This window comes from Brevibacillus antibioticus (genome assembly GCF_005217615.1).
Taxonomy (GTDB): Bacteria; Bacillota; Bacilli; order Brevibacillales; family Brevibacillaceae; genus Brevibacillus; species Brevibacillus antibioticus.
Genome location: NZ_SZNK01000001.1, coordinates 1,418,223 through 1,437,245, shown reverse-complemented (window position 1 = coordinate 1,437,245; position 19,023 = coordinate 1,418,223). Strand labels below are relative to the sequence as shown.

24 protein-coding genes are annotated in these 19,023 nt (G+C 46.6%); 12 read left to right on the top strand and 12 right to left on the bottom strand.

What is annotated here, in order from left to right; translation table 11 throughout:
- Positions 1-167 precede the first annotated feature (167 nt).
- Positions 168-854: a peptidylprolyl isomerase gene (locus E8L90_RS06955; protein WP_137028571.1), complete on the top strand. Its 687-nt coding sequence runs from the start codon at positions 168-170 to the stop codon at positions 852-854.
- A gap of 219 nt (positions 855-1,073) precedes the next feature.
- On the top strand, positions 1,074-1,697 hold the full coding sequence (locus tag E8L90_RS06950; RefSeq protein ID WP_137028570.1) for a cell wall hydrolase: 624 nt from the start codon (positions 1,074-1,076) through the stop codon (positions 1,695-1,697).
- 306 nt (positions 1,698-2,003) lie between these two features.
- Here E8L90_RS06950 and E8L90_RS06945 read toward each other — a convergent pair whose 3' ends face one another.
- On the bottom strand, positions 2,004-2,768 hold the full coding sequence (locus E8L90_RS06945) for an SDR family NAD(P)-dependent oxidoreductase (RefSeq protein ID WP_137028569.1): 765 nt from the start codon (positions 2,766-2,768) through the stop codon (positions 2,004-2,006).
- 102 nt (positions 2,769-2,870) lie between these two features.
- On the opposite strand from E8L90_RS06945, the gene E8L90_RS06940 reads away from it, so the two are divergent.
- Together E8L90_RS06940 and E8L90_RS06935 are read left to right on the top strand one after the other, a co-directional pair.
- Positions 2,871-3,182 carry a YfhH family protein gene (locus E8L90_RS06940; RefSeq protein WP_137028568.1) on the top strand — a complete coding sequence of 104 codons (312 nt, stop codon included), beginning with the start codon at positions 2,871-2,873 and terminating at the stop codon, positions 3,180-3,182.
- Between the two features lie 112 nt (positions 3,183-3,294).
- The gene (locus tag E8L90_RS06935; protein WP_137028567.1) at positions 3,295-3,744 is read left to right on the top strand and encodes a DUF441 domain-containing protein; all 450 of its coding nucleotides are present in this window, start codon (positions 3,295-3,297) and stop codon (positions 3,742-3,744) included.
- Here the strand turns inward: E8L90_RS06935 and E8L90_RS06930 are convergent, their stop codons facing one another.
- The gene (locus E8L90_RS06930) at positions 3,745-4,053 is read right to left on the bottom strand and encodes an iron-sulfur cluster biosynthesis family protein (RefSeq protein ID WP_137028566.1); all 309 of its coding nucleotides are present in this window, start codon (positions 4,051-4,053) and stop codon (positions 3,745-3,747) included.
- Positions 4,054-4,154: 101 nt separating this feature from the next.
- Between E8L90_RS06930 and E8L90_RS30175 the strand changes: the two genes are divergently transcribed.
- From E8L90_RS30175 to E8L90_RS06920, 3 genes are all read left to right on the top strand, one after another.
- Entirely contained in the window at positions 4,155-4,295 is a 141-nt protein-coding gene (locus E8L90_RS30175) for a hypothetical protein (RefSeq protein WP_007718846.1), read from the top strand.
- Between the two features lie 68 nt (positions 4,296-4,363).
- A complete protein-coding gene (locus E8L90_RS06925) occupies positions 4,364-5,419 on the top strand; it encodes a DUF2515 family protein (protein WP_137028565.1) in 1,056 nt (351 codons plus the stop codon).
- 21 nt (positions 5,420-5,440) lie between these two features.
- A complete protein-coding gene (locus E8L90_RS06920) occupies positions 5,441-6,385 on the top strand; it encodes a hypothetical protein (protein WP_137028564.1) in 945 nt (314 codons plus the stop codon).
- On the opposite strand, the gene E8L90_RS06915 is transcribed toward E8L90_RS06920, so the two are convergent.
- The 3 genes from E8L90_RS06915 to E8L90_RS06905 form a co-directional block, all read right to left on the bottom strand.
- Entirely contained in the window at positions 6,352-7,269 is a 918-nt protein-coding gene (locus E8L90_RS06915; RefSeq protein WP_137028563.1) for an apurinic/apyrimidinic endonuclease family protein, read from the bottom strand. The genes E8L90_RS06920 and E8L90_RS06915 overlap by 34 nt on opposite strands.
- A 77-nt stretch (positions 7,270-7,346) precedes the next feature.
- A complete protein-coding gene (locus tag E8L90_RS06910; protein ID WP_137028562.1) occupies positions 7,347-7,943 on the bottom strand; it encodes a DUF1444 family protein in 597 nt (198 codons plus the stop codon).
- A gap of 15 nt (positions 7,944-7,958) precedes the next feature.
- The gene (locus tag E8L90_RS06905; protein ID WP_137028561.1) at positions 7,959-9,074 is read right to left on the bottom strand and encodes a DUF3900 domain-containing protein; all 1,116 of its coding nucleotides are present in this window, start codon (positions 9,072-9,074) and stop codon (positions 7,959-7,961) included.
- A 110-nt stretch (positions 9,075-9,184) separates the two neighbouring features.
- Between E8L90_RS06905 and E8L90_RS06900 the strand changes: the two genes are divergently transcribed.
- Entirely contained in the window at positions 9,185-10,027 is an 843-nt protein-coding gene (locus tag E8L90_RS06900; protein WP_137028560.1) for a serine/threonine protein kinase, read from the top strand.
- Positions 10,028-10,060: 33 nt separating this feature from the next.
- On the opposite strand, the gene E8L90_RS30170 is transcribed toward E8L90_RS06900, so the two are convergent.
- The 3 genes from E8L90_RS30170 to E8L90_RS30165 form a co-directional block, all read right to left on the bottom strand.
- Positions 10,061-10,216: a hypothetical protein gene (locus tag E8L90_RS30170; protein ID WP_167497586.1), complete on the bottom strand. Its 156-nt coding sequence runs from the start codon at positions 10,214-10,216 to the stop codon at positions 10,061-10,063.
- Positions 10,217-10,252: 36 nt separating this feature from the next.
- Entirely contained in the window at positions 10,253-11,497 is a 1,245-nt protein-coding gene (locus E8L90_RS06895) for a DEAD/DEAH box helicase (RefSeq protein ID WP_137028559.1), read from the bottom strand.
- A gap of 152 nt (positions 11,498-11,649) precedes the next feature.
- Positions 11,650-11,793 carry a hypothetical protein gene (locus E8L90_RS30165; RefSeq protein WP_162837736.1) on the bottom strand — a complete coding sequence of 48 codons (144 nt, stop codon included), beginning with the start codon at positions 11,791-11,793 and terminating at the stop codon, positions 11,650-11,652.
- 135 nt (positions 11,794-11,928) lie between these two features.
- On the opposite strand from E8L90_RS30165, the gene E8L90_RS06890 reads away from it, so the two are divergent.
- Both E8L90_RS06890 and E8L90_RS06885 read left to right on the top strand, forming a co-directional pair.
- The gene (locus tag E8L90_RS06890; protein ID WP_137028558.1) at positions 11,929-12,999 is read left to right on the top strand and encodes a phosphodiester glycosidase family protein; all 1,071 of its coding nucleotides are present in this window, start codon (positions 11,929-11,931) and stop codon (positions 12,997-12,999) included.
- 35 nt (positions 13,000-13,034) lie between these two features.
- Positions 13,035-13,550 carry a DUF6886 family protein gene (locus tag E8L90_RS06885; RefSeq protein ID WP_137028557.1) on the top strand — a complete coding sequence of 172 codons (516 nt, stop codon included), beginning with the start codon at positions 13,035-13,037 and terminating at the stop codon, positions 13,548-13,550.
- A gap of 45 nt (positions 13,551-13,595) precedes the next feature.
- Here E8L90_RS06885 and E8L90_RS06880 read toward each other — a convergent pair whose 3' ends face one another.
- Both E8L90_RS06880 and E8L90_RS06875 read right to left on the bottom strand, forming a co-directional pair.
- Positions 13,596-15,167, bottom strand: a complete 1,572-nt coding sequence (locus E8L90_RS06880) for an ABC-F family ATP-binding cassette domain-containing protein (RefSeq protein WP_137028556.1) — start codon at positions 15,165-15,167, stop codon at positions 13,596-13,598.
- Between the two features lie 38 nt (positions 15,168-15,205).
- Positions 15,206-16,063 carry a HEPN domain-containing protein gene (locus E8L90_RS06875; RefSeq protein ID WP_137028555.1) on the bottom strand — a complete coding sequence of 286 codons (858 nt, stop codon included), beginning with the start codon at positions 16,061-16,063 and terminating at the stop codon, positions 15,206-15,208.
- 234 nt (positions 16,064-16,297) lie between these two features.
- Between E8L90_RS06875 and E8L90_RS06870 the strand changes: the two genes are divergently transcribed.
- Both E8L90_RS06870 and E8L90_RS06865 read left to right on the top strand, forming a co-directional pair.
- Positions 16,298-16,447: a small acid-soluble spore protein P gene (locus tag E8L90_RS06870; protein WP_137028554.1), complete on the top strand. Its 150-nt coding sequence runs from the start codon at positions 16,298-16,300 to the stop codon at positions 16,445-16,447.
- Positions 16,448-16,576: 129 nt separating this feature from the next.
- Positions 16,577-17,332: a hypothetical protein gene (locus E8L90_RS06865; protein ID WP_137033307.1), complete on the top strand. Its 756-nt coding sequence runs from the start codon at positions 16,577-16,579 to the stop codon at positions 17,330-17,332.
- Here the strand turns inward: E8L90_RS06865 and E8L90_RS06860 are convergent.
- Both E8L90_RS06860 and lpdA read right to left on the bottom strand, forming a co-directional pair.
- Positions 17,327-17,488 (bottom strand): aspartyl-phosphate phosphatase Spo0E family protein, encoded by a 162-nt coding sequence (locus tag E8L90_RS06860; protein WP_137028553.1) that lies wholly within the window; start codon positions 17,486-17,488, stop codon positions 17,327-17,329. The genes E8L90_RS06865 and E8L90_RS06860 overlap by 6 nt on opposite strands.
- A gap of 121 nt (positions 17,489-17,609) precedes the next feature.
- Entirely contained in the window at positions 17,610-19,019 is a 1,410-nt protein-coding gene (gene lpdA / locus E8L90_RS06855) for a dihydrolipoyl dehydrogenase (RefSeq protein WP_137028552.1), read from the bottom strand.
- Between the last annotated feature and the right edge of the window lie 4 nt (positions 19,020-19,023).

The following is a 19,023-nucleotide window of genomic DNA, read 5'->3' as shown; positions in this document are numbered from 1 at the left end:
TTCCATTTATTCATTTTTTTACATTTACTAGCCCCGATATTGCCAGCTACTGAGTAAAATCAAGAAATCAACACCCTAACAAGAACTTGTCAAGTTTGACCTCTCCCTATTTTTTATTATAATCTGTTTTGGAACACGTAACATAAATAGAAAGGGATGACGGTTAGATGAAACGCACTTTGATAACTGTAAGTTCAGTATTACTCTCAATAAGTCTACTTGTGGGGTGTAGCAATTCTGCCGCGCCTGAGCAAAACAATCAGGGGCAACCTGTGCAGCAGGAAAAGCCAAAAGACACCGCGCCAGCACACCCAGCTACTCCGGGAAAATATAAGGAGTATCCTGCAATGACAATTGATCAAAAGAAAGATTATCATGCAACCATCAGTACCTCAATGGGAGACGTTACGATTGATCTATTCGAAAAAGATGCCCCGCTTGCAGTCAATAACTTTGTTTTCCTTGCAAAGGACAAGTTCTATGACGGCATCAAGTTCCACCGCATTATCAAAGACTTCATGATTCAAACAGGCGATCCATTAGGAACTGGCAGGGGCGGTCCTGGCTACACGTTTGAAGACGAATTGAAAAATGGTCATAAATATGAGCCAGGCGTGGTTGCTATGGCAAATTCCGGTAAAAATACGAATGGTAGCCAATTCTTCATTGGTTCTGGACCTGACGTGAAAGGATTGGACAACTCTCCGGACTACACGATTTTCGGAAAGGTCACGGGTGGCATGGATGTCGTTCAAAAAATTGCAGGAACAAAAGTAAAGAAAGACCAAACAGGTGAACCAAGTGTTCCTGAGCAAACGATTACCATTAAATCCATTACGATTACGGAAAAATAAGAGCAGCTTCAAATTGCACACGAAAGCCACTTTCTCAACGGGAAAGTGGCTTTTTTATCATCCGTTTATGAAAACACTTTCACAAACTTCATTACTTTGTAAATAGTTCTATGGAACCAATTCCCTCTTGAACCATTCCAATAAGACCGATAGACTTGCAAAAGACCTGATTCGCTTCCGCAATCAAAACGCAAAAAGCGAAAAGGAGTGGTTCAAACCATGTTGACACAAGAAGCGCCAACGCGCTTTTTCTTCTTTTTGAACAGTTTTGGCTTGTTGCTGTTATGCTTATTTGTCACACCGACAAGTGCAATGGCACCACAACCAATACCAATTCTTCCTGTTCTCGGTAGTGCACAGGAGCCATCGGAACAAGCCTTGAAGAAGGAAAAGAAATCAACCACAACTGCTAAAGCAGTAAAACGCGAGTCTGTGCAGGTTAGTCGTGGTAGTCGCCCAATAGTGGTTCGTAATGGGAAAGGGAAAGTTTCGGAGAGGGATATGGAACTGCTCACCCGGTTAGTGTATGCGGAAGGCCGGGGAGAACCGTATGAAGGACAGGTAGCGATTGCTGCCGTTGTATTGAATCGGGTTGCGTCAGATAAATTTCCAAATACGGTACGGGAGGTTATTTATGCTCCCAATGCGTTTTCGCCTGTCCATGACGGCAATTTGACACATAAATCAAATGAAAGTACGAGAAAAGCGGTCCATGACGCCGTGAATGGAAAAGATCCGAGCAATGGTTCCCTGTACTTCTTCAACCCCGATACGGCTACATCCAAGTGGATTTGGTCACGTCCTGTAACGGTTGAAATCGGTAACCATCGTTTTGCTCGTTAACACGCTACTCACAAATTTAATAATACTTTATTTTTATTTTATTGATGTTTTACTTTTGCTTGCTATGTTGTAGGTGTAAGCACTTTTTCAACGCATTGAGAAAAAGTCCGATTCTCTTCTTTGGGTGACTTTTTAACGTAAGCATGTTTAGATCGATCGTTCAATCTGAGTATGCCTACGCTAATAGCTTTGATTGATTGACTGTTTTGGGTGAGAGCAAACCAGTCATAGAACAATCAGTCGTTCTTTTTCTCAATCGCCCCCAATAATTAGGCATTCCCATCTGGGAATGCCCCTTTTTTTATTTTAAAACCCATATATAGACATACCGCCATCAACCGATATTGTTTGACCTGATATATATGAAGCTGCATCAGAGGACAAGAATATCGCTGGTCCTACCAAGTCCTCCACATCCCCGATTCGTCCACTCGGCGTTCGCTGCAACACCTCTTGGACGAACGCTTCTTCGTTAAGCAAGCTCTCCGTTAGTGGTGTACGGAAATACCACGGCGCGATTGCATTTACGTTGACACCAAACTTGCTCCATTCCAATGCCAGCACCCGCGTCATCTGGATGAGCCCTGCTTTGCTGGCACCATAAGCGACACCCGTGCGAAGTGCTTCTACACCTGCGACCGAAGCGATATTGACGATTCTTCCATAGCGCTGCTCGCACATGATTTTGCCAGCAGCTTGGCTCATGAAAAATGCTGCTTTCAAATTCAAATCCAATACCCTGTCCCACTCTTCTTCCGTTACCTCATGAGCTTTTTTGCGGATATTCATTCCTGCATTGTTGATCAGGATATGAACACCCCCTAGACCTTCGACTACCTTCTTCACAACACGGTCCGCTGCATCAGACACAGTCAAGTCAACTTCAACAGGAAAAGCCACCCCACCTTTTGCTTCAATCGCCGATACCACTTCTTGCAAATCGGAAGCTGTTCGCGAGACCACCGCAACCTCCGCACCCGCTTCTGCGATTCCCAACGCAAGTGCCTTCCCAATTCCTCGCCCAGCACCCGTTATGATTGCTTTCTTCCCATGTAAATCAAAACGTGTCATATTCGCATTGACTCCCCTTTCGTTTCCTTAGAGGATTCTGCATCCATCGCCTTTTCCCTTGTCTTTTGCTACAATATACCTGTATGGAAAGGGGGCAGTCCGTTGCGTTTGTACAGTCAGATGACACTCGCTGAGCTGCAGGAAGAAATGGAGCGCCTGCACGTAGATGCGAAAGAGAAAAAGGAGCTTGGTGATCACTCACAGCTTGCGATCATTACACAAAAGTACTTTATGGCGAAATCGTACTATTTAGGAACGGGTGAGTTCCGAATCGGCAGCAAATACAGCGTGCCTGATTACGATCAGCCGTTTACAATCGATTATTTCAACGGCGTCTTTGCTTGGGGACGTTTCCCTGATTCAGACGAACAGACAGGTTTTCCGGTAGGAATGCTGGAACTATGGTTTGACTAGAAAAAAGAGATCGGCACTCGCACTCTTGTGCACGCCGATCTCTTTTTTCTTGCCCGCTCACATGCCCCAGCAGCATGGATATACTAAGAAAAACGAAAGGGAGCCCCCGCATATGGACTGGATTTCGATCATCCTTTTGGTATTACTGGCGCTCGGTGTCATTGGCAACAACGCAACCGTATCCATTGCAGTTGCGATCCTTCTCTTAATGAGGCTCCTGTCATTGGACCGATATTTCCCACTACTCGAGCAGTATGGATTACAGCTCGGGATCATTATACTAACGATTGGCATCATGACTCCGCTTGCAAGCGGCAAAATCAATCCTTCGTCCATCTTCGAGATTTTTACAAATTGGCATTCGTTACTAGCCGTCGCTGTCGGTATATTTGTGGCTTACCTGGCGGGAAAAGGAACGGTCTTGATGACCCAAAATCCATTGATCGTTACTGGCCTCTTGCTAGGTACAATCGCTGGCGTCACTTTTTTCCGCGGTGTTGCAGTCGGTCCTTTAATTGCAGCAGGAATTCTCGCCTTTCTTTTGCAATTTCTCCCGAAGTAGTTAACTCCAGCGCTCTTTCAACTGAAGACCATAGGCCAAAATTTGCTGTGGCGTTACCATCCGGAAGCCTTGCTGCGCACGATAATCAATCGTAAGCAGATCAGATCCAATATAGGCGATCGTTTCGCTATCTATTAGAAACGTCAAAGAATCGACCTGGTAGACTTTATCCTCTGGACCTTGGCTATCCCACCACAACGCATACTCTACATTCATCCCGCAGCCACCGACTAGCTCACCATTGATCCGAATAGGCTTGTCTGTACGGGCTATGCGTTCTACTGCTTCTTTTGTCACTTTTACTATCATGTTTGGTGCCACCCTTCTCATGATTTTCCAGCATCCTGGATGCATCATCTCTTACATGATAGCATACAATGCTTGAAAGGCAGCAGAAAGGACGATCATCTATGAACATCTACGAACAAGATGGGATTTTTGTCGCTGAAACGGAGTTCCAATCGGAGCACGTTGTCATTTTTGCAAATACGTGGGAGGAAGCCAAGGAAAAACTACTCGTTCGGCTCCTCGTACTAGAAATGATTGGTTGAGTAAAAAGCGGGTCATCCAGTGGACCTGCTTTTTTCCATGTGAAAACAACAAGGAGCTACCCATACCTATGATAGATACGACAGCAACGAAAATGGCCGAGCAGCACCTGGTTGCTCAAATCAGACAAGCAACAACCAAAGCCAATCGCAACAATGTCACCCGCACACAAGCATACCTCGCCTTTTATCTCGAGCACGAAGAGGTTCACTGGGCGTTATTGGCCCATCTGGTCTCACGAAATGGCGGATGGAATATGACCGATTTAAAAGGAGAATGGCTACCACTTATCATGGATGCACAAGCAATCGAGCCATTTTTTTGGTTTTTGGAAAGATGTAACTGGCTGATTTTTCACGATGCCTATCCGCAATTACTATTGTATGCGGAGATGAAACGAACAGGGACAGATTTAACAAAGCTTTTGGCGCCACTAGGTGTTTCAGTCTTTATGCAATCGTATTGGCAAGAGTTCCTTGCATCCAAAGATAGTGCGAGCATTACACATGCACTCATCGTCAATGAACAACAATATATTGAAGAACGTGTCGTACAGAAACCGTTTACACTGAATCGTATTTTCGCTTCGTTTGCTTTCGTCGCCCAATCTGCTCTCTCGATGAACCAAGTGCTCATTCCTTATAAAGCGCATCCTACTGACCGCCGACTTAGCATGATCGGGTTGAATGTTCATCATTTTCCTGACGTCAGAAACCGTATTCAGATCGGAAAAACGTTGTATCAGCAATTGTTCGGGGATCCTTTTCGCTTCGAAAAAATAATCTCCTATTGCTCTCGTATTCCTCATACAGGCTCACGAGCGGATTATTGGCCGCATTTGTTCACACCTCATCATACTCCTTCTACCACAGAAAATGAGTACCAACTACGATTGGATGGACATGAGTTGCTAGAAGGAAGCCCGAAGATATACAGCCCACGTCTTCAAGAGGCATGGCCTGATTATGGACACGATCCGGCAGATGGGGTAGATTGGTTTCGAGATGAAAAATGGCACACGGTCGTGAAAGAAGCTGCTTCACTGCCGTCCATCGACAGTGATTCCTATGTACGTTCCTTGCAATGGATCGAATACGGCGTCAAATTCGTCTCAGCAATCACGTAGCTTGGAGAGGAGATCCGTTTCATGGAAAAATGGATGCAAGAAATGGCGTTGAATCAAACAAGTTTTTTGCTATCCTGTCAATTGTCGAGCGGGACCTTTCGCCTTGGCTCCCAACGTGATCAAATCAATCCGTACTTTACTAACCTTGGAATCATTTCCCTTATCCGCATGAAGGAGGTAGAGGCTGTTCGTGGTCATCTCGATTGGTATTTGCAAAACCTGAATACGGACGGCTATATCAATGATTTTCGTCTTGAGCAGGGCAGAGAAATCGATACCGGCACAAATGATAGCGAAGATAGCTACCACACCACTTATTTTAGCTTGCTCGCGGAATGGATACGAGCAACGGGGCGTATGGACTGGCTGTATGCCAACCACTCTACACTCTTGTCCCTTCTCAAAGCCGTTGCCCGCCTGCAACAGAAGGACGGCCTAACCTGGGCGAAGCATTCGTATCGGGTAAAATATTTGATGGATAATTGCGAAGTGGCCAAGGGACTGGCAGATGCTTCGTATTTATTTTCGTTGATCGGAGATGTGGAGGCTGCCGAGGAAGCGGCTTCACGTGCGAGAGCCTGCGAGCTTGGCATCCGTGGAATGTACAGTCGGATTCGCAAGTCATATGCAATGTATGACCGGACGTATCCAGGCTGGCGAAAATGGTACCCAGACGTTACTTCCCAAGCGTTTCCCATTGTCTACAGCATGACAGATGCCAACACGGCCTCGCTGCTCTACCAGAGGATCACCGACGCGTTCCCGCATTTTGATACGTTTTCGACTGGTGATTTATATCCGTGGATGACGATGGGGGTATGTGCGCAGTTGATGCGTGATAAGACACGGGTGAAGACGATGCTCGTGAGCGCCACAGACTTGTATATACACGGTCCCAGGTACCCGTACTGGCTGATTCAGGATGCCGGACGCTATATTGAGTTATTACTGGACGTGGATTCATAAGGTTCAGATAAGAGCTGCTTCACCCAACGATAGCAACGCTCGAGTTGTTCGTCTGTTACTTGGTCGGAACGATGCTCGAACATGATCTTTATGTGCGGGTTTTCCTTCCGGATGATTGTCAGGTAGTCCTCAATCGGAGCCCACCCTTCTTCTGGTTTCCATTCGGGAAGAACGGGAAAGTGAATGAATTCTACCCCACTCGCGGTCACCTTCATACTCTTCAAATGAATGCTAAACGCATATTTCGTATACGTTTGGATGACCTTGCGCGCATCGAAACACGGGTCGATTTTTTCTTGCAGGAACAATCGGCCCGTATCGAGACAGAGCTTGATCGTTGGATATTTCTGCAGCAAGTCCTCTAAAAACTTTGTCCCATACACATATCGGTTGAGTGCATCGAATTCAAGGACTGGTGTGAAGTGAAACTCCTTGCCTTTCGCAGCCAACCACGCAAACACCTGCTCACTACGTGATTGAAACTCTGCTTCTGTGTAAACCTGCTCCCAAACATAGTCTCGCGTATCATGAAAACGCCAAACATTCCAGTCGACACGCTCATCCAAAATGACAGGCTTTGGATAGTGGAATAAGACATAGGTTGGCGAAAGGAATGCCATATACGCCAGTTCCCTCTTTATTCTTTCAAACGCCTCGGCACTCGTCTGATCATGAGCATCCATGAATAAAGCATCCCGCAGCTCGGATTGACCTGCACGCAGCGGAAAATGAACACCAACCGCAAATCCTTTTGCTTGAGCTTCACGCTGTAAGACTTGGATATCCTCCTCCGAATCAAACAAGCATGCCTCTATTCCGTAAAAGCCCTCCTTAAAATCTCGCGCGTATTTTACCTGATCAAACCCTCCATGTTGACCAATCATGAAAATTTTTCATTCGAGGGTTTCCTCCGATTTTCCAACGGTATAGAAAACGCGGGAAGCCTCTCCCCGCGCTTGCTCTACTTTCTTTCAATTTTCGTACCCGAGTCGTGCGTCACTACGAGAAATGGGGTCAATTCCCCTTCCTCCCAATAAAAAGGCAAGACAGAAATCGGCACTTGCCCTTTGGATGCAAAATCATAAGTAAGACGAGCTAACAGATGGGCTCCAGCTTCTCCTGCCATATCCGCCACAATCAGCACATCCTGATGCGGAATCGCGACACCAAGCGAGTCTCCTTGCTTTTTCTGATCCATCTCCGCCAGAAATGAGTCAAGTAAAATCCGACTTGCCGCGTATCCATCTGTCGGACTAATAAAATGGATACGCTGACCTCCTACCTCTTGTGACTTCACTGAAAAGGGGAGCTTTCGCAAGTTTTCCATCGCGTATGAATGAAGCTGCTCGCTCGTCCAGCCTGCTTCCTGTAACATCCGCTGCTCAATCAATGCGTAGCCTTCCCCTTGATCTAGCGCGTACAGGACATACGTATCTGCTGTATGTTCCTTCACAACCCACCGCTCCGGGTACTTGTTGATCATCGAGGCATGGCGCAAAACCGGATAAATGTTATGCTCTTGACCGATTACTTTCAGTTGTCGATCCAACTTAATCACTCCCTTCCTCGTTTATTACCAAGGTGGATTATCATTGTCCTCCGTTGGCGTGCTCATTGGGGTATACGCAACGTTTTGGCTTCGCTCTTCGATTTCTTTCACGATGTCCGTCAATGCCTTTGGCTTTAAAAACTCAACAGGGGACATGCCACGCTCGAATTGTAGCTGTTCACCTTCTAATAAGACCAAATAACGCCCGTTTACTTTTGCGATATGCAGGCTGGTACCGTAATCGGCCAATAATGTGCGAATCTGCATATGATCCAGCTTGAACTTCAGCTCGACCTCTGGTTGGCGATCTGTAATGATTTGCATGGCTTCCATCACGGTCTCATGCTCCCATTTTTCTGCGAGCTCCCGCTTAGGACTTGCAGCAATGAGTTCGATGGCTTCCTCTTCCCGCATCCGCTCTTCGGACGCTTCGGGATACGTATATTCAATGTGCTGTCTCGCCAATGAAATGACTTCTTCAGAAACGATCTGTGTCATCGTTTGCGGATACTCGATAAAACGCAGAAATTCTTCGAAATACCGCGCGTGAGAGAACTGATGAATTTTCACGTGATAAGGATCATTCATTCCCGATTCGATCATATACGGATACATCAGCGATTTCATGTTTTTGGCGTTAATCGCCATACGTACATTCGATATGAGGCTCTTCTCATCTGTGATGACCGCTGTTTTTTGTTCGAAATCGCACTTTAAAATAAAGAGATAGCGCTCATCAATCAGATCGAGCCTCGTCCGCACTACAATCATGACCCCACCTCTCACCTGAGAGGTTCGCAAATACGACTGAATCAACTCCTGACAAGGCTCCTTGCTCTCTCCTGGCGTCTCCGCTACCAACAATCGATTCAAGAGGGCATAGTTGGGGTTCGAGTCCAATGGATGTCCAGGCTCCAGGACAAATTGACCCAGCTTTGTCGGCGTGCCTTCTGTCTTCGGATTCATCTCGACTTTTCTTTTCGCAATCCGGGCGAATTCCCCATCGAGAAAATCTTTCAGCTCGCTTTTCTGATATTCATCATGACCCAAATAGCGCGTCATCCGCACTTGTTTTATGCCATCCTCTTCTTCAGGCTGTTCCATTAGATAAAAGGATAACCAGTCGATTGTAAAATTCATACCCTTCGCTCCTGTCTGCATGTAACGAACTGATTATAGCAAACCTATTGAAAAAAAGGTCAGCTTTTTCAAATCATGATAAGATGAAGGGAGGAGGGGAAAATCAGACAATGTGGACTCGTATGAAGTCATGGTGGAACGAAACGATACGTGACAAACCATATCGGCCTGGCCACCTGGCAGGACACTATGACATAACAAAAGTACTAGGGATGGGAAGCTACGGGATCGCATATCTCGCCACGCACAACCCTACAGGGAATCAGGTTGTGCTGAAGCAAGTGAAGCCAAGCCTGCGTCACACACCAAAAGGAGAAGCCATGCAGGCGTATGAAAAAAAAGTGCTGATGTCCCTCTCGCATCCACAAATCCCTCGCTGTCTGGATTCCTTCACTTATCGGCAAGACTCGTTTATGGTCATGACTTATATAGCAGGCCCGACACTCGAAGACATGTTATTTGATCATAACATCGTCGCTAATGAGCAAAAATGCGTCGAATGGATCCGCCAAATCGGAGAACTCGTGGCCTACCTCCATGAGCAAAATGTGATTCACCGCGACGTACGCATTCCCAACGTCATCTGGAAAGAGGACAAGCCCTACCTGATTGATTTTGGTCTCGCTCGGTTCATTGGTGATCGGCCGACGTACACGGCTGATGCTCTTTCCGCCTACCCATCTGATAAACAATTGAAGCGAAAAGTCGCTCCTTCCAGTGATTTGTACGCTTTAGGACATTTCTTTTTATTTTTGCTCTATTCCGGATACGAATCGGAACCAGACGCACCTGAAAAAAGCTGGGAAGAGGAGCTCTCGATATCCCCTTCCATTCGCATGATGATTCGGCGTTTGTTACAAATGGATGCCCCTTATGAAAGCGTACATGATTGGCTAAAAGAGCTGGACCGCTATTTAATCCACTACCAAGAAAAAAGAGCAGGGCATCCGTAAACTTCACGGATTCTCCCTGCTCTTCTTCGTCATTCATTCTGCAATCGGCTCTTGTTTCGCCTGTTCCATCTTTTCCCTCAGTTCCCCTGCTTCCTGGCGCAGCACTTGTCGTTCGTGTTTCGTCAGAACTTCTCCACCAACTGTGCCATTTACCAGCAAATCCTCTTCATATAAGCGATCTTTGCGCATGGAAACCTCCTGCAGACAAGTTGTGTACTTCTTGTCCTACTTTGTTCCAAAGCCGCCCTTCTTATGTGCACGATTTTGATTCCGTTTGGCAGGGCTCGTATTTTTGGCTGGAGCTCCTGACTTTTGTGCTGGCGCAGGCTTTCGCACAGGACGCGGATCTTCCAGCGCTCCGTGCGTCATGAATTTTTCAGCAATCGGCAAACCTGTTTGCTTGGAAAATTTTTCGATGATAAAACGTTCCTGTGTCGTAATAATCGAAAATACCAGTCCGGCACGCCCCATACGCCCAGTTCGCCCACTGCGATGAATGTACGTGTCAGCGTCCGATGCAGGATCGTAATGAACAATACATTCCACACCTGGAATATCAATGCCACGTGCCGATACATCTGTCGTAATCAAGACGGGGAATGCTCCATCTCGGAATTGTTGCAGGGTGCGGGCACGCTCTTCTTTTGTAGCATCACGGTGCAGGAGTCTGCATGGCAAATTGTGGTAGTTGAGCTTCGATACAACCTCGTCCACTTTTTCGATTTGATTAACAAAAACAATCGACGAGCGAACATTGACGAGGCGCAGCAAACGACGGAGCGTGTCCACCTTTTTGCGTGGGTCAGTGACCAAATACATGTGTGCTACCCCTGCGGCGCCTTCTGGAGCTGCTGCGCGAATAACGGCAGCATCTTTTGTGAAAATTTCAGCCGTATGTACGACTTCCTCTGCGATTGTCGCTGAGAATAACAGGCGTTGTGTATCACGCAGTGTTTTTTTCATGACCTCTTGAACTGGCTTGCCAAAGCCCGCATCCAGCATTCGGTCTGCCTCGTCGACAACAACTGTCTTTACTTCATGGACCTTTAGCTTGCGCTGCTCAATCAGCTCCAACAGTCTTCCTGGTGTTGCTACGATCAATACAGGCTTCTTTTTCAGTCTCTCGATTTGGCGTTTCACATCGACTCCGCCAATAATGGACATCACGGCCGTGTCCTTCCCAGGCAGAAGGCTTTCTGCTTCCCGCGCAATCTGAACAACAAGCTCATGCGTCGGTGCGAGTACAATAGCCTGTACATCTTTTTGCTCCATATTGATTTTCGATAAAATCGGCAAGAGATAAGCAAACGTCTTGCCTGTCCCTGTCGGTGATTCAATCAAGGCATCTCGACCAGCCATAATCAACGGGATGGCTTCACTCTGTACAGGTGTCGGTGTTTCCATTTTTCGCTCTCGCAATATAGTCAACAGCGGTGCGCTAATTTGTAAATCTTCAAACGTGGTGCTCACAAAAACCCTCCTGGCATAAAGTCGTGCATTGGGTAAGCTTACCACACTTTACAGGTAGAATACAGAGGTAAGCCAGCCCTCGTGAGGTAAGGTTCATGTAGAGACAGATAAAAACAGGCGAAATCCGCTTTGGACTTCGCCTGACCTTCCTTCTACCCGTTATTGGAATCGAAACGGGTCTCCTGCTTCTCACCCTGGTCTTGACGGTCCCGGCTGGTGGTTTGGTTACGTGTCCCTTTTGGACTTTCCATGTACTCCTCTACTTCTTTTTGAAACGCCTCATCATAGTCACGCACACCTATCACCTCCTGTTCTTTATTTTGACCACAGTGATCACATATTATTTTCCTGAAACCTTTTTCCCACTCATACGTCTCTTCCTTTAGGAATGATAACCCTCGTACAATTTGTTAGATGGATGTGAATAGTGAATGGAGATGTTGTCGCGCACACGCACACGCAAGCGAACCAAGCGCAAAAGACCATGGCGTTGGGTTAAGAAATGGATGCTTGGAACTGCCTTAACCTGTACAACCTTAGCTCTACTGGGAATTATTTTTTTATTTGGTACGAAAAACGGAGTAGAATTGCGCGAGTGGGCGGCAGGTACTTTGCTGACAACCCAGCACGATTACTGGGCCCCCTATACATTTTTGCCTGAGGAAAAACTGAAAGAACTAAAGCAGCAAATTACACATCCGACCGTTATCAATTCCGAAGGCACAGGCACAGTCACGACAGGACCTGCCATTCCGCCGAAATCGAATCTGGTAACCGTCACACTTCCGGAGAAACCAAAAGAACTAATCGAGATCGAGGAAATTGACGTCTCGAAAGGTAGTTATTACTTTAAAGGAAAAATCATGTACATTAGCGATCCGAGCAGAGTACGTCTCGTCGTCACCAATCGCAAGGACCGTGGAGATTTACTGGATGAGTTTGTAAAGAAAACAGGAGCCATCGGGATTGTCAATGCCAGCGGATTCTCTGACCCAGACGGCTACGGCAAAGGAGCGCGAGCCTATGGCGTCGTCATTCACGACGGAAAGATTTTGCAGGGTTACAACCCGAGAAGCGGAGAAACGGCGTTAGGGCTTACCTACGACGGTAAACTGATTACGGGCAGCTACTCGGCTGAGGAACTCGTAAAAATGGGCGTGCGTGACGCTGTGAGCTTCCGTCCGCAGTTGATTGTAAACGGGAAAAATATGTTTGAAGGAAAGCCTGCCAAAAGCTGGGGGATTCAACCGCGTACCGCAATTGGACAAAAAGAAGACGGTACGATCGTATTTGCTGTCATTGACGGACGTCAGCCCGGCCATTCCATCGGCGCAAGCATGAACGACATGGCGGAAGTATTGGCCGAGCGCGGTGTGGTTACAGCAATGGCCATGGACGGTGGTTCCAGCTCCATGATGCTGCACAACGGTGAAGCCATCACGAAGACATCTTCTCCGTATCATCGAGGCCGCTATTTGCCAAATGCGTGGGCTGTTTTTTAAGGAAGTGTAGAGGGGATCGGGGAGGTCACTGATTTATGCAAAGACTTTTTCATTATAGTGAAGATCCGACTATTACGATATTTCAGCCTCGCGCCCATCCCTCCCATCCCACACTTGCTCCCGCTGTGTGGGCGATTGATGAAGCACGAGCGCCGATGTATTTTTTACCACGAGATTGCCCAAGAATTTGTTTTTACAAAAAAGCAGATTCCGAGTCAGCAGACGTCGAGCGCTTTCTTGGTTTGACGAGCGCTAACATGGTTATGGCTATCGAGAGCAAATGGTATTCCGAGCTTACACAAACAAAGCTATATGAATATACCTTCTCACCAGAATCTTTTTATTGCTGGGACGAAGGCGCGGGCTACTATTTGTCAAAGGAAACCGTTACGCCACTAGACGTAAGGCCATTAGGTGACCTCGTGCACTGCCTTAGCCAAGCGGATATTGAGTTGAGAATTACTCCTTCCCTGTTGCCGCTTCGAGATGCATTACTAAAAAGCAGTCTGCACTTTTCCATGATCCGTATGCGAAATGCGTCACTCACATAAAAAAACAGGCAGTCTCACCCAATAGGTGGCTGCCTGTTTTTGCTTTTACAATTTTATCGGAGTTTTTGCCTGTTCCAAGCTCCACTTCTCAACATCCCACGTCTGTGTAACCCAATCCTCATAAAATTCAGGTTCGTGACATACGAGAAGAACAGTCCCTTTGAACTCCTTCAAGGAGCGTTTGAGCTCTTCCTTAGCGACGACATCCAAGTGGTTCGTCGGCTCGTCAAACACTAGCCAGTTGCTTTCGCGTTGCAGTAATTTACAAAGACGAACTTTTGCTTGCTCGCCCCCGGACAGAGCATTCATATTCCGGTTGATATGCTCGTTTTTCAAGCCACAACGTGCAAGTGCTCCGCGAACCTCATGGTTATTCATGGAAGGGAAATCATTCCATACATCATCGAGTGCGGTAATTGGCTTCGCCTTTACTTCTTGCTCGAAGTAAGCAGGATGGAGGAAGTCGCCTTTTTCCAGCTTTCCATCCAGCGGAGGAATCACACCCAGCAACGTTTTCAACAGGGTAGACTTACCGACACCGTTCATGCCGACAATGGCTACTTTTTCACCCCGCTCCAGCTTTACACTCAGCTTAGGCAGCAATGGATGAGAATATCCGATCTCCAGGTTTTCAGCCTCGATGACAAAACGGCTACTTGCCCGGGATTCTTTAAAGATAAACGAAGGTTTCGCAGCCGTTTCCGGCTTGTCGATGCGATCCATTTTATCGAGCTGCTTTTGACGGCTCTTCGCGCGACCGGTAGTAGAAGCACGTGCTTTATTGCGCGCAATAAAATCTTCCATTTTAGCGATTTCTTCCTGCTGCTTCTCAAATGCGTCAAAGTGCTGACTGCGTTTTGTCTCAGACTGTGCCAGGAAGGATTCGTAGTTCCCTGTGTAACGATTCAACTTGGTAAATTCCAAATGATAAATCACATTCACGACTTCGTTCATGAAGGTCGTGTCATGGGAAATCAGCATGAAGGCATATGGATATTCCTTCAGGTAGTTTTTCAGCCACACGATATGCTCTTCATCCAAGTAGTTCGTCGGCTCATCTAGCAAAAGAACAGTAGGTTGTTCCAGCAGCAATTTTGCCAAAAGAACCTTGGTACGCTGACCACCAGAGAGGGATGCAACATCGCGCTCCAAACCGATTGCACTCAAACCCAAAGCGTTGGCGATTTCATCTACTTTTGCATCGATCAAATAAAAGCCGCTCGTTTCCAGCTTGTCTTGAATTTCGCCCATACGCTCCAGCAATTCTTCCAGTTCCTCTGGAGTTGCCTCGGCCATCTTTTCCCCAATCGTCATCAGTTCAGCCTCTTGCTCCAACAATGGCAGGAAGGCATCCTTGAGTACGTCACGAATCGTTTTACCAGCTTGTAGCTTGGTATGCTGATCCAAATATCCGTATTCGATTTTGGGCATCCATTCAATACGACCGTTATCAGGCAAGTTTTGGCCTGTCAAAATCCCCATCATCGTTGATTTCCCAGTACCATTTGCGCCTACGAGTCCTACACGGTCATTCGGTTGCAAACGGAAAGACACATCACGAAACAACACACGGTCCCCAAAACCATGGGACAAATTCTCTACAATCAAAACACTCATGCTCTATTCTTCCTCCTGATCTGTTTCCTCTATGAGGCTTACAACAAAATTCTTTCAAAAAAAGTAGGACCGTACCTTGCCACATAAGATTCGCCCGTAAATACCAATTCATCTAGCCGGACACGCATATCCTGAAGGTTGACACTTTCCCCGGCGATGTTCAAAATCGCGGCTCGTGTCATCGTCCTCAGCATAGTGACCTCTGTAGCCAGCTTGTCACCGAACAGCTTGCCGCTATGCACAATCTCTGAGCGATGATTGTACGATTTTTTTACAAACTGTGCAATCCGTTCACGCTGCAAGGCGGTTTCTCCAAAATAGTACGCCATTCGAACACGCAATTTATAGGTAATCTCGCCTTTTTTGCCATCGGGAACGAACAATGATTCCAATGCAATCCACAGATCCAACAGTTGATCCTCGTAGTTTTTCTTCTCCAGCGAAAGCGCATAGCGACGAAAAGCAAGGGACGGTAGCTTCTGTTCGACTAATGAAGTAAAAATTCCAGCCGTTTCATCATCAAAAGTGTACTTGTCACCATCAAGCGATCGCTTTAAATACGTAATACCATACATATTGTCATTGACAGTGATGACGTAAGGAATCGAACAAGTCCCCATTGTGGACGCTAGATTCAACTTACTTTCGATTTCTTCAATCCACACCCGATCATCCGTTACTTTCATCTCTTCGTGATCCGCAACTAAAAATAAACTGCTGGGATCTACACGCAAATCAAAGGTTCGCTTGTTCTCGTCCATCTCATTACGCAAGAAACGAGACGCGATCTCATATGGCCGCTTTGCGCCTGATATGAGCGTGTACGAATTAGGCAAATCGATCCGAACGGGCTGTGCTGTTGTTGAATTGAAAACGGGGGCGATTAAGACCGGCATAGTTCTCGCTCCTTCCAGACCAGCAGAGCTCGTTTATTGTTTACATAATAAATATTATGTTCTATAAACAGTATCGTGCCATTCTGTAGTTTTGACAACATATCAATTCCTTCTAAATGCGGACATGCTTCCTCACCATACGAGTTTGGAACAATCTCATTATAGAATACCAGCATTTCCTATGATTCGTCATCATGTGTTTACGCCAAACTAGGTAAAGAAGGAGTTGATTTTATGGAAAAGGATCATATTTTGGATGAAAATCCGCATCAAACTTACAATAACGTAGCTCAACCGCTCGAACAGACTGGGGAACCCCAGCCCGGCTCTAAAAAAGTGAAGCAACAAAATCATTCGCGGTCCATTCAAACACGAGAAGGATAAGGAGTAGCACCCGGCTCCATTGCAGTCGGGTGTCTCTGCTCTTCCTTTTTTTTACACCAAAAAAGATTGAATTGTCCCACAAGGATGCACTATGATAAATTTAGTATCCTTGATGGAGGTTAAGTGAAGATGATCACCATTCCACTTCCGGGCAACCATAGCCCTCTTTCCAATTTATTCAGCTATAGTGTTTCCCCGCTGTACGAGATGGCTGCCAGCTTGTATACACTCGCCCAAGAGACACCTCCCGAGCGATTTGCGTATTGGACCGAAGAAAAGTTAGGGCAGTTTGAATCTGCCCGTCTTTTGAAAGAATGGGGCTATTTTGTCCCCCTCTTTCGATATGGGATCCCTGACTCATTTGACCCCCTACATACAAAAGGTGTGATGGCTGTCGATGATCAATATGAGTATTTCGTAACACTTCCTACCGATCATTTCGTGCGTAGTATGAAACCGATCTTGGAGGAGTGGATCATACATCACAATGCTCCTGCTGTAGCCTTCGATTTAGAAGAGGACGCCGATTATGTGAAAGGCCGTTTTAGCCTATTCGTATCATCTTATTGGCAGCTATTTTTTGAGGCGAATTGGGAGGCAATTGCTCCAAAATTTGTGCGTGAAGCAGAACGGATTTATTACTCTTTGCAAGGAATCGAATCCCTTACTACCTATCTCCAATCCATTTCGCCCGAAATTACTTATGACACAGAAACGAATCAGCTTACCTGTCCGAGTAATGGTCCTAGCTATGATGCGCAGCATCTGATTCTGTATCCTAGCTATTATTATGCCCAAGAACCCACGCTTACGAAAAAGGGCTGGAATGCCCATTTGCTTTATTCCATTTCGGAAGTACCCACTCAACCAAAAACGCCCTCATGAAGGGCGTTTTTCATGTTGCATATGTGCGACAATTAATTTATCTAATTGTTGGCTGATGCTCACGATTTCAGGGTCAAGAAAATTGTAACCTGCATCTTTTGCTGCGCGTTCTAGCTTTAATCGCAAGTCATCAATCATCTTACTCGTAATTTCCATGCTGCAGACCCCCACCTTACGTTGTCTCCCACTATTTTACATTATTTAAGAACTGGTGGAAAGGGTAAGATGTGGAAGAAAAAGCCTTGTACCCATTTCCGGCACAAGGCTTTCCCACTTTCTATTTCATGACGTGGATCGGACGACCCAGAGCCAATTCAGCAGCTTCCATTGTTACTTCACCCAGTGTTGGATGTGCGTGGATGGTCAGCTCGATGTCTTCGAGTGTTGCGCCCATTTCGATCGCCAATCCGATCTCTGCGATGATGTTGGATGCTTCTGGACCAACGATTTGCGCACCCAATACGAGATTCGTTTCTTTTTCTGCAATCAGCTTCACGTAGCCTTCGCCTGCATTTACAGACAGAGCGCGACCGTTTGCTGCGAATGGGAAACGACCTACAACGTAATCGATGCCCTTTTCTTTTGCTTCTTTCTCATTGATACCAACGCTTGCGATTTCTGGATCGCAGAATACAACCGCTGGAATCGCTTTGTAGTCCACTTCTGCCGGATGTCCAGCAATCACCTCAGCAGCAACCTTACCTTCGTAAGAAGCTTTGTGAGCCAACGCAGGACCTGCTACGATATCCCCGATCGCGTACACGTTAGGAATGCTCGTGCGGCCTTGCTTGTCGACAACGATCAACCCACGGTCAGTCACGTTCATGCCAATATCGCGAATACCGAGTTCATCTGTATTCGGACGGCGTCCAACAGTAACGAGCACGTATTCCGCCTCGATTTTTTGTTGCTCGCCTTTTACTTCTGCAGTCACGATCACGCCGTTTTCTGTCTCTTCCATTCCTTGTGCCAGTGCTTTTGTATGGATGGTAACGTCGAGCTTTTTGAGCTTGCGTTCCACCAAACGTGGCATGTCTGGCTCAAATCCTGGCAAGATTTGATCGGAACCTTCCAAAATCGTAACTTTTGTTCCAAACTTCGCGAACACCGTACCAAGCTCGATACCGATGTATCCGCCGCCGATTACCACGAGGCTCTTCGGCAGTTCAGTCAAGGACAACGCTTCAGTAGATGACATTACACGTTTGCCAAACGGGAATGCAGGCAACTCGATTGGACGCGAACCAGTTGCAATGATGCAATGCTGGAAGCGATAACGGTTGACATCATAACCGTGGAATACACGTACTTCATTTTCACTTACGAACAGCGCTTCACCAGGGATTACCTGGATTTTGTTGCCTTTGAAGAGGGAGCCTACGCCACCAGTCAGTTGCTTCACGATGCCGCTTTTCCACTCTTGTACTTTAGCAAAATCCACTTTTACATTTTCCATAGTAATACCCATGGATTCTGTATGTTGTGTGTGCTCATATGTGTGTGCAGCGTGGATCATCGCTTTGGAAGGGATGCAACCTACGTTCAGGCACACGCCGCCCAGTTCACCTTTTTCCACGACAGCTACTGTTTTTCCCATTTGAGCAGCACGAATCGCTGCAACATATCCACCTGGGCCGGCACCGATTACGAGCACGTCTACTTCTGTGGTAAATTCACCTACTACCATTGTC

Excerpts from the sequence above, each read along its gene's own strand:
- E8L90_RS06955 (WP_137028571.1), top strand. The coding sequence starts at position 168 with ATGAAACGCACTTTGATAACTGTAAGTTCAGTATTACTCTCAATAAGT.
- E8L90_RS06950 (WP_137028570.1), top strand. The coding sequence starts at position 1,074 with ATGTTGACACAAGAAGCGCCAACGCGCTTTTTCTTCTTTTTGAACAGT.
- E8L90_RS06945 (WP_137028569.1), bottom strand. The coding sequence starts at position 2,768 with ATGACACGTTTTGATTTACATGGGAAGAAAGCAATCATAACGGGTGCT.
- E8L90_RS06935 (WP_137028567.1), top strand. The coding sequence starts at position 3,295 with ATGGACTGGATTTCGATCATCCTTTTGGTATTACTGGCGCTCGGTGTC.
- E8L90_RS06930 (WP_137028566.1), bottom strand. The coding sequence starts at position 4,053 with ATGATAGTAAAAGTGACAAAAGAAGCAGTAGAACGCATAGCCCGTACA.
- E8L90_RS30175 (WP_007718846.1), top strand. The coding sequence starts at position 4,155 with ATGAACATCTACGAACAAGATGGGATTTTTGTCGCTGAAACGGAGTTC.
- E8L90_RS06925 (WP_137028565.1), top strand. The coding sequence starts at position 4,364 with ATGATAGATACGACAGCAACGAAAATGGCCGAGCAGCACCTGGTTGCT.
- E8L90_RS06920 (WP_137028564.1), top strand. The coding sequence starts at position 5,441 with ATGGAAAAATGGATGCAAGAAATGGCGTTGAATCAAACAAGTTTTTTG.
- E8L90_RS06915 (WP_137028563.1), bottom strand. The coding sequence starts at position 7,269 with ATGATTGGTCAACATGGAGGGTTTGATCAGGTAAAATACGCGCGAGAT.
- E8L90_RS06905 (WP_137028561.1), bottom strand. The coding sequence starts at position 9,074 with ATGAATTTTACAATCGACTGGTTATCCTTTTATCTAATGGAACAGCCT.
- E8L90_RS06900 (WP_137028560.1), top strand. The coding sequence starts at position 9,185 with ATGTGGACTCGTATGAAGTCATGGTGGAACGAAACGATACGTGACAAA.
- E8L90_RS30170 (WP_167497586.1), bottom strand. The coding sequence starts at position 10,216 with ATGCGCAAAGATCGCTTATATGAAGAGGATTTGCTGGTAAATGGCACA.
- E8L90_RS06890 (WP_137028558.1), top strand. The coding sequence starts at position 11,929 with ATGGAGATGTTGTCGCGCACACGCACACGCAAGCGAACCAAGCGCAAA.
- E8L90_RS06885 (WP_137028557.1), top strand. The coding sequence starts at position 13,035 with ATGCAAAGACTTTTTCATTATAGTGAAGATCCGACTATTACGATATTT.
- E8L90_RS06880 (WP_137028556.1), bottom strand. The coding sequence starts at position 15,167 with ATGAGTGTTTTGATTGTAGAGAATTTGTCCCATGGTTTTGGGGACCGT.
- E8L90_RS06875 (WP_137028555.1), bottom strand. The coding sequence starts at position 16,063 with ATGCCGGTCTTAATCGCCCCCGTTTTCAATTCAACAACAGCACAGCCC.
- E8L90_RS06870 (WP_137028554.1), top strand. The coding sequence starts at position 16,298 with ATGGAAAAGGATCATATTTTGGATGAAAATCCGCATCAAACTTACAAT.
- E8L90_RS06865 (WP_137033307.1), top strand. The coding sequence starts at position 16,577 with ATGATCACCATTCCACTTCCGGGCAACCATAGCCCTCTTTCCAATTTA.
- E8L90_RS06860 (WP_137028553.1), bottom strand. The coding sequence starts at position 17,488 with ATGGAAATTACGAGTAAGATGATTGATGACTTGCGATTAAAGCTAGAA.
- lpdA (WP_137028552.1), bottom strand. The coding sequence starts at position 19,019 with ATGGTAGTAGGTGAATTTACCACAGAAGTAGACGTGCTCGTAATCGGT.